Origin of the sequence: Pseudomonas fildesensis (assembly GCF_001050345.1) — a bacterium.
GTDB lineage: Bacteria > Pseudomonadota > Gammaproteobacteria > Pseudomonadales > Pseudomonadaceae > Aquipseudomonas > Aquipseudomonas fildesensis.
Map to the genome: position 1 here is coordinate 1 of NZ_LFMW01000031.1, position 7,800 is coordinate 7,800.

The 7,800-nt window shown below is 53.5% G+C and carries 12 protein-coding genes; all 12 read right to left on the reverse strand.

Annotation, left to right across the window (positions count from 1 at the left end):
- On the reverse strand, window positions 1-1,234 hold a 1,234-nt coding region (locus ACR52_RS27175), incomplete at its 3' end, for a toprim domain-containing protein (RefSeq protein ID WP_048731253.1).
- Entirely contained in the window at window positions 1,221-1,775 is a 555-nt protein-coding gene (locus ACR52_RS27180; protein ID WP_048731255.1) for a hypothetical protein, read from the reverse strand. The genes ACR52_RS27175 and ACR52_RS27180, both read right to left, overlap by 14 nt.
- Window positions 1,776-1,850: 75 nt before the next feature.
- The gene (locus ACR52_RS27185; RefSeq protein WP_048731258.1) at window positions 1,851-2,297 is read right to left on the reverse strand and encodes a peptidoglycan recognition protein family protein; all 447 of its coding nucleotides are present in this window, start codon (window positions 2,295-2,297) and stop codon (window positions 1,851-1,853) included.
- 3 nt (window positions 2,298-2,300) lie between these two features.
- Window positions 2,301-2,750, reverse strand: a complete 450-nt coding sequence (locus ACR52_RS27190; RefSeq protein WP_048731260.1) for an endonuclease I — start codon at window positions 2,748-2,750, stop codon at window positions 2,301-2,303.
- A 2-nt stretch (window positions 2,751-2,752) separates the two neighbouring features.
- Entirely contained in the window at window positions 2,753-3,451 is a 699-nt protein-coding gene (locus ACR52_RS27195) for a DUF2815 family protein (protein WP_048731263.1), read from the reverse strand.
- Window positions 3,452-3,563: 112 nt separating this feature from the next.
- Entirely contained in the window at window positions 3,564-3,923 is a 360-nt protein-coding gene (locus ACR52_RS27200) for a hypothetical protein (RefSeq protein WP_048731264.1), read from the reverse strand.
- On the reverse strand, window positions 3,920-4,111 hold the full coding sequence (locus ACR52_RS31935) for a host cell RNA polymerase inhibitor (RefSeq protein WP_048731265.1): 192 nt from the start codon (window positions 4,109-4,111) through the stop codon (window positions 3,920-3,922). Before ACR52_RS31935 ends, ACR52_RS27200 begins: the two co-directional genes overlap by 4 nt.
- Window positions 4,111-4,410 carry a hypothetical protein gene (locus tag ACR52_RS27210; RefSeq protein ID WP_048731267.1) on the reverse strand — a complete coding sequence of 100 codons (300 nt, stop codon included), beginning with the start codon at window positions 4,408-4,410 and terminating at the stop codon, window positions 4,111-4,113. The genes ACR52_RS31935 and ACR52_RS27210 overlap by 1 nt, the downstream gene beginning before the upstream one ends.
- Complete coding sequence (locus ACR52_RS27215) at window positions 4,403-4,600, reverse strand: hypothetical protein (protein WP_048731268.1); 198 nt, start codon at window positions 4,598-4,600, stop codon at window positions 4,403-4,405. The genes ACR52_RS27210 and ACR52_RS27215 overlap by 8 nt, the downstream gene beginning before the upstream one ends.
- Before the next feature lie 36 nt (window positions 4,601-4,636).
- On the reverse strand, window positions 4,637-5,641 hold the full coding sequence (locus ACR52_RS27220; protein ID WP_048731270.1) for an ATP-dependent DNA ligase: 1,005 nt from the start codon (window positions 5,639-5,641) through the stop codon (window positions 4,637-4,639).
- A complete protein-coding gene (locus ACR52_RS30830) occupies window positions 5,642-5,788 on the reverse strand; it encodes a hypothetical protein (RefSeq protein ID WP_161799324.1) in 147 nt (48 codons plus the stop codon).
- A gap of 152 nt (window positions 5,789-5,940) precedes the next feature.
- On the reverse strand, window positions 5,941-7,800 hold a 1,860-nt coding region (locus ACR52_RS27225), incomplete at its 5' end, for a DNA-directed RNA polymerase (protein WP_048731271.1).

Consider the following 7,800-nt stretch of genomic DNA (forward strand, 5'->3'; position numbering starts at 1 on the left):
TGCAGCCCTGCCCCTTCACCATGAAGTGCAGCTTGGACATCAAACGGTCTTCTACGGACTCCGCGAAGGAGTCATAGAGAAACAGCTTGTCCGTCTCAAAGATGGCGTCAAAGGCAGCGTCAAACTCTTCCTCTGTGGTGCCGTCAGGGTTCTGTCGATAGCGACGGCGCATGTGCAAGCCCACGAGGTCCTCAACGGTTTCCTCTACGGACTCTTCAAGCATCGCCACGCCTACTTCGAGGCCGTGCTGCTGGAACCAGCTATAGACGTTCTGGCGCACGAAGGTGGACTTACCCATGCCCGACCCGGAAGTCACCATAAGCAGCTCACCGGCCCGTGCATCCTTGGTCATACGGCGCAGTTCAGCAGGACCCGCCAAGGGAATCCTCGGGATGTCTTGCTTGTTCTTAATGCGGGACTTCAGGGACTTCGCGGAGACCACGCCATCGGGAACGAAAGGCGCGGCGTTCCACATTGCATCCATGACGGCTTTCGCTTGGCCGTTCATAACGCATTCGTTCGGGTCTTTCATGGGCAGTACAGCGATCTTCACCTTGCCCGCTGGCAGAACCTCAGCAGCATCCATTGCCGCTGCACGGCCAACGTCATCCATGTCAAACATGAGGATGATTTCGTCGAACGTATCGAGATACTCGTAGTTCTTAGCGCAGGCTTTACGGGCACTCGGGGCACCTGTAGGCAGTGACACAACGGGATACTTCCCGCCTTGCAACTGGGCCACGGTCAGACAGTCAATCTCACCTTCCGTGATGATGATCTTTTTGCCGCCTGACCACAGGTGCTTACCGAAGAGGCAGTCCGCCCCGTGCTTGCCTGTAGATGAGAAGTTCTTGTCAGCGTCTCGAATCTTCTGGCCTACCAAGTTCCCGTGTTCGTCACGGTAATCAGCGACCTGAATGCCCTTTCCGCCATGGGTCTTGCCCACCCAGTATCCGTATTGTTTGCAGATAGCCTGTTGTAGACCCCGCTTAGGCAAGTCCTGAAAGCGGCCTTGGTGGTCCAACATCGACAGCGTGCTGACGGCACGCTTAGTGTTCGGTCGGGCGCTGTGGCCCTCAGAGCCATCCCCATGTGTGTGGTGATTGCAGACAAAACAAAAGGTGTGGCCGTCCGAGTAAGTCGCCATGCCATCGCTGGATGAACACTCATCGACGTTCGTACAGGGACCTTTAAACAGCAATTCACTTTCTGGTAAATCCTCAGTACGGTCCATCAAGACCGCCTACAGGAACCTCCACGGCTTCCCCAGTGGCTCGTCGCCAGCTAAGGTCCAGCCACTTGGCTTGCATCTTGTCGTGGCGAGCTGGTGTGAAGTCCTTACGGACAGCGGCCAGAGTGGACCAATGGATTTCCCCAACGAATCGCACATGTGCCCCGTCGATCCCGTGATGAATCCCCGAGATAACGAACTGGTTCAAGTTGAAGTCAAAAGCGTCAATGGCTTCGCTTACGTCAGTGCAGTCGTACAGGCACACGTCGATGTCCGTTCCGACCAACTTAAAGCCACCCACGAGGCGGTCACTTGCAGCGCCGTTGTAGATGTGAAAAGGGGTCGAAGCGATACCGGCCCCGGCAAGAATCTCGGAAGCTGTCTCCATTGAGATTCCGCAGATGATCACGTCGATATCTTTGGGTCGCACACCAAAGTAAATGTCGCGAGCTGCACCGCCTGCAATAATGCTGGGGACGCCTCCCATCTGGAATAGTTCACATAGGTCGAATGCACCTTGCATAGTTGCCCGATTAACAGACATAGCGAATCCTCCTAAGTTAAGAGGTGAGTTGCTGTTACAGCGAACCCGTAGGCCCGCCTTACAGAAGTGATTGGCTTACGCTGGGGTTCTCTTATATGCCCAGGCGGCAACATCAAAAGATGGGCACGCTTTGCCTGGGTCAAGGTCACGATGGCCCGTAAGAGTCACACCGGGATACAGAGGAACAATGGTCTCCCAGACCAGTAGGTCCAGGGCTTTCCATTGAGCGTCCGTGAAGTTGTCTTGAGGTTTCAAGTTATCGTCAACACCACCCACAAGGCAGACGCCTACGGATTCAGAGTTGTGTCCCTTAACGTGGGACCCAACGGCATCATGAGGACGGCCTACTTCGACTGTGCCATCGCGACGGATGATGTAGTGATAGCCAACATCGAGCCAGCCCTGTTGAACATGCCACTGCCGGATTTCACGCAGCCCAATATCCATAGAGGGTCTTGTAGCTGCACAGTGAATAACCAGCAGTCGCGTTACTGACCGCTGTTTGAATTGGACACGAGCCATTAGTTACGCTCCTTTCTCTTTCAGAATCCCGTCAGGAATCTGTCTATTCTTCTCCTTCATCCAAGCCAGAGGAACTAACTTGTCTGCGAATTGAATATTGTGTTTCTCACACCACGCCCCGTAAGTCGTAGGTGAGCCCTTGTAGAGCTTCGCCTTGCTCGATGAGAAGACCAGACGAATATCAAGCTGGGGATATTGCTCACGCAGCAGCAAGTGCTTTTTGCGGTCTTCAACTTCCCAAATCCCTTTACACTCAATGATGATTCCGTTCCCCAGGATGAAGTCCGGGAGATACTTAGCGACTCGTGCAGGGATCGTGTAGTTAATCCAATGCTGCTCAAAGGTGTAAGGGATACCGTGCTTGTCCATCAGTTCGCTATTCTTCTCTTCCAGACCCGACCGAAAGGAATTTGCAGTTCTTCGGGGTCCGGCGTAACGACCGAATGCGGCCACTGTTAGAAGTCGCCGTCGTTATCGCCATCCGGGATTACTTCCTCAGCGTGACCACGGGAGCTGGCTGCTTCGCCTTCTTCCCATTCACTGGAATCGTCAGCGGAGTAGCCACCCTCTTCCACGTCATCAGCCCAGTCGTTACCGCCATCGAACTCTTTCAAGTTCAGCAGCATTACGCTGTCAATTTGCAGTTTCACGGAAGCACCGGCCACAGCGGTCCAGCCATACGGGAACAGAGTAAACTTCACTTTCAATTCCGAACCGCCAGCGATAGCCGGAACGTTGTCGATACGCTTACCTTTGGAATCGACCACCTTCAGAGGGATCGCTTTGTTCTCCTGGGTGTTCTTGTCGATGTACGAGGCGTAACCCTTGATCTTGAAGGTCACAGTGCCGTCGCCGTTATCTACGAAGGGCATATCACCCTCATACGGCAGCAGGGGCTTTTTACCGCGTGGAACCACGGGCGGGTTCTTCTCGTGTTCAGCCAGGAGTTTCTTGTAGTTGGCTTCATGCGCCTGAACGATCTTATCAATCAGAGGCTGAGCCACACGGGAAGGAACAGTAAGGTCAACTTTCCAGAGACCACGGGGATTGCCGAAGCCCTTTTCGGGATTGCCATAGTCCGGTTTCTGAAGGGAGCAGTACGGTTCTGCGAAACCTTTAGGAGTGGTGAAGATTTCTTTACGTGGACCTGCCATAGTTATGGGTCTCCTTATTTGAATTGCCTAAATTTAGGGCGCAGGAATCCGCTCAAGACCTTTAAGAAGTCTCAAGTGAATAGTCCGTGTGCTTTAAGTGGGTGTTTAAAACTTACGAGAAGCTCGGTTGAATAACCTTGCGGGATTCGCTTTGCAGTTCTTCACGGCTAATTGCCATGGAGATTTCTTGGGCTGGCGACTTGCGCACCGACCGATATACCGAATAGACCACATGGATAAAATGTTCCTTCAAGAACGACTTTTTGAATCGCCACACGTCATGCTTGAAGTGGGCATTACTTCCAGGCCCTGCAAGCTCCAACAAAGTCAGCTCGACCAGCTCCTGTTGCTTTATGGTCATTAAGCGTTCGTAGAGAACACCGGCCAGACCCGACTGGCGGACATGACTGAAGTTGTTCAGGTGAAGGGAGCCGTCAGGCTTCGCGCGCCCATTGCCCTGTGAGAGATTCACAGAGTCACCCCAAAGCGATCCACATTAGGAGCTACCAGAGGGCGAATGCGAGTTACACGGGCTCCGTTACTGAATCGGGTCTCAGCAGACTCCCATGCGGCGTCCATACTGACCGCGTAGATAGTTACCTCGTCTACGTGATCTTCAATTTCCACTGTGGCCTTAAAGGCCTTCTGTGCGAGTTCCACTATTTGATTACTCCTTGTTCTTTGAATTGTTTGGATTGCTCAACAAGACGCTCACCGAAAAAGGAGACTTTCTCAGCGTCGTAAAGACCATCCGGTTTAGCGCCAACTTTGGCCTTACCGAGAGTTCGTTGCGCAGCTCGCCGCCAGATTGCTTTAAAGGCATTACCTTCGGCGTAGTTCATCCCCAGGGCTTCAATGATGTCGTTGCATTCAGCGCTGTAAGGACACTTGGCGGGAGTGGTCGGCCTTTTGATAAAGACCGTGTAATAACTAACTGAGCCGCCGCTATACTCAGTCATTTACGTATTCCTTTACTTTCTGCCAGATGTCCAACAGACGGTTCTTGATGCGAACCCAAAAAGCCTCTTTAGGCTTTGGTGTCTGTGCGTGGCGTTGGGTACGCTGATAGGTAAACAATGCAGCGTTATATGCACGATCATTTGCGGACTGAGCCAAACGATAGGCGAACGCAGGCGTGGAGCGAGACATAGAATGTCCTCCTTAGAAAGTTAATGAAGCGAGCTTTTACTCTTTGATAGTTGGCTCAGAGATACCACGGAAAGAATCAAAAGATGGGTGACGCAAAGAACCGTCAGGGTATCGCTCCATAAACGTGACTCGAACTGTGTGACCGAGATACGGATTAAATGCATCACCGGGACCACATCCATAGGCCTTAACAGTGGCTGTACGCACGGTATATGTGAACTCTTCCATAAGTGCCTTACTGATCTTGCAGGCATTCACTACATGGCCGGATTCAAGAAGAACCTCAAAGCCAATCACCTTGCCTTCATTAGCCAGCCCAGGAGTGCCCCAAACGAGGCCAACGACCTTGCCGTCCTCGTTGTCATCAGGGGTCATCTTCCACATGCCGGATTGCTTAGAGCGCTTATAGATCCCGTTCGGGTCTTTAAGCACCAGGCCTTCCAACTTACGTTCGCGGACTGACTCATAAAGGGTGTCTACCTCTTCCATGCTGAAGCAGTCCAAGGACTCAACGACCGACCACGCAATCTCAGGGAAGCGCTCTTGAAGCAACTTAACCTGATACTCAACGTGGTACTTCATGACACTGTGAGTCACGTCATAGTCCTGGCCCGACCGGACCACTGACATAGGCAGAATGCCGAACACGATCACCTTCAAGCGGCTCAGGTCGATAGCTTGGTGGCGGCGAAGAGTCCCGGCGATGTCTTTGCACGGCAGGTCATCAATGCGCAGCTCAGCGTCCAACATGAAGCCTTCAGGAAACAGGGCCTCGTCGGTCTCGAAGAACTCGGGCCAACGGGGGTCAAGTGCTAAGGGGAGTTGCTGATTGAACGCGGGAAACTCTTTCCCCTCTCGACTCAGCCAATGCACTCGATGTACAGACTCGGAAGGCTCAACACAGAGATTCAACCGGACCCCATCTTCTTTAACGTCAGCAATCAAATAAGACTCTTCAAGAACCTTACTGACAGCCTTCTCGTTAAAATTGACTGGGCGGTGCGGGCTGGTCTCGATGATTACGCTTTGAACCTTGCTCATTTATTCAGCCTCCTGCCAGATGTCACGCTTTGCCTGGCGCTGCACTTTGTTCAACTTGCCGCGACGGACCCGAACGGCTTCCATTTCGTCATCAGTACGGCGCTTGGAAGTACGGGTGTTGCGTTCAATTGTTTGAGTGGATTGCATAGCGAAAAGAACTCCTAAAGTATTGGGAAGGTTGGTTGTGCTTTTAGTGGGTGTTTTAAATCGTGAAGAAGGCAGGCAAAGAAAAACCCCAGAGAGACCGGTTAAATCTCAATGAGGTTTCGTTGTGCTTTTAGTGGGTGTTTTAAGCTGGACTATGCGAAAGCAAACTGGCTCTCAAGGATCTTCGTGATATCCAGGGACCCCTTAGCAGGGATCGCAGGCATCTTCTCAAGCTGGGTCTCGTGGAGCTGCTCCATGAACTGCTCACGGAAGTCGTCCAAGACATCGTTCTCGGTGTACGTCTCAACCATCGTTTCGCGCACTGCCTTGAACATCTCACCGGCCTTCGCTGGGATGGTCCCGAAGCTGTCATGAATCAACGCGAAGAACTCCACGCCGTAGCTTTCAGATGCCTTAACTACTGTCTTGCGCAGGTGCGACCCGTCCTGACTGTGTACGAAGTTCGGAGAGATACCCGATTCCTGTTTGGCCCCGTCGATTTCATTGGAGTCCCGAACGTTGATCGTGGAGCGCAAACGAGCAGCGCCCAGGAAGATCAGGTCGACCCGGCGTTGAACAGGCACCATGTATTCCTGCCACACAGGGAACCCGTCAGGTGTCACCCAGTACACAGGCATGCAAGGCTTCAGGATTTCCGGCTCAGGATTCTTCTTGGTCCGCTTGGTCGCTGTGACCTCAGAGGCCAGCAGCTTGGCCGCTTTCTGAAGCCAGTTCATTGCCTCAACGGCGGCGACTACTTCCTTGCTCACAGAGTCCCAAATGTGGTTAGCCATGTAGCGCGCACATTGCTGTGCATCAGGGAACCACTGAGCCCCGTCACCGTTATCAATCGCTGGCTGGATGATGTCTTCACGTACCTGATCGGTGAACCCAAAGGTCTTGGAGCCATACGCCAGGGTCATTACGGAACGCTTAGTAACGCCTCGGTCGATCCCATAGCCCAGCCATCCAGCAGCCAGGGTTTTGGTGCCCAGTACGCGGCGCTCGGTAATCTCGCCGGTCTTCTTATTGGTGACGGTCTCTACGCTGTCGTCAGTACCCTCAGTGAGGTCTTTACGAACCTCAACGTTCACACCGTCAGACACCAGTCGATAGATGTCCTGAACGGTCTCGGAAGGCAACAGGTTCACTGCACGCCCGCCCCGCTCGTCTTTGAGCATCGCGGAGAAGTGCTGAATGCCAGAGCAAGACCCGTCGAAGGCGATAGGTAGCGCCGATTCCCACAGCTCACCGTGTTCAACCACCCCGGCCCACTCAAAGCAGAAGGCCAGGAAGCAGAAAGGGCTATCCATCTTGGTCCACTCGGGTTGGCCCAGCGGGTCCCGAGCAATCTCAAGGATCAGCTCTTCGTTGTCCTCTACCCACTTCTTGCGCTGACCAAAGTCGACCTTATCCACGCCTGCGCAGTTGGCCCCGTGGATCTTCAGCCACTCAATACCGTCCTTGCCTACAGGCTCCGCAATGGAAGCCATCAGCAGGCCCTTGGTCAGGTCGTTGCCTTGTGGGTTGAACGAAGGGATGGCGTAAACACGGCCCCGCCAGTCGAGGTTGTACGGGAAGTAAATGGCCTCGTATTCAGCGAATTTTGTGGCCTGCTCTACGATGAACTCATAGGACAAACGGCGGCTCACTCGGGCCCGGTCCTTGCGATACACAGTTGAAGCGGCTTTCTTCCAGGCCTTGAGGACCTCGGGGTCTTCATCAATGTTTGCAGGCTTGACCGGCAAGGCTTCCTTGTCAGCGGTAGGAAACTTGTCGATTGGAACGTGCTTCCACTGCATCACCTCCTTGGCTACTTCGAGGACCTTTGCGTTCACCTTCCAAGCGGACGCCTGGGCGATGTTCACGGCCTTGTAGACCTCGGGCATCGACACGTCTTTGTAGCGCTGTAGGGCCTTCTTAGAGCGGACCCGAATCATAGGGACAGGCTTACGGCCCTTCGCCCAGTAACCACCGCCAATCATTCCGGTCCACTCGCGGGGCGGTACGAT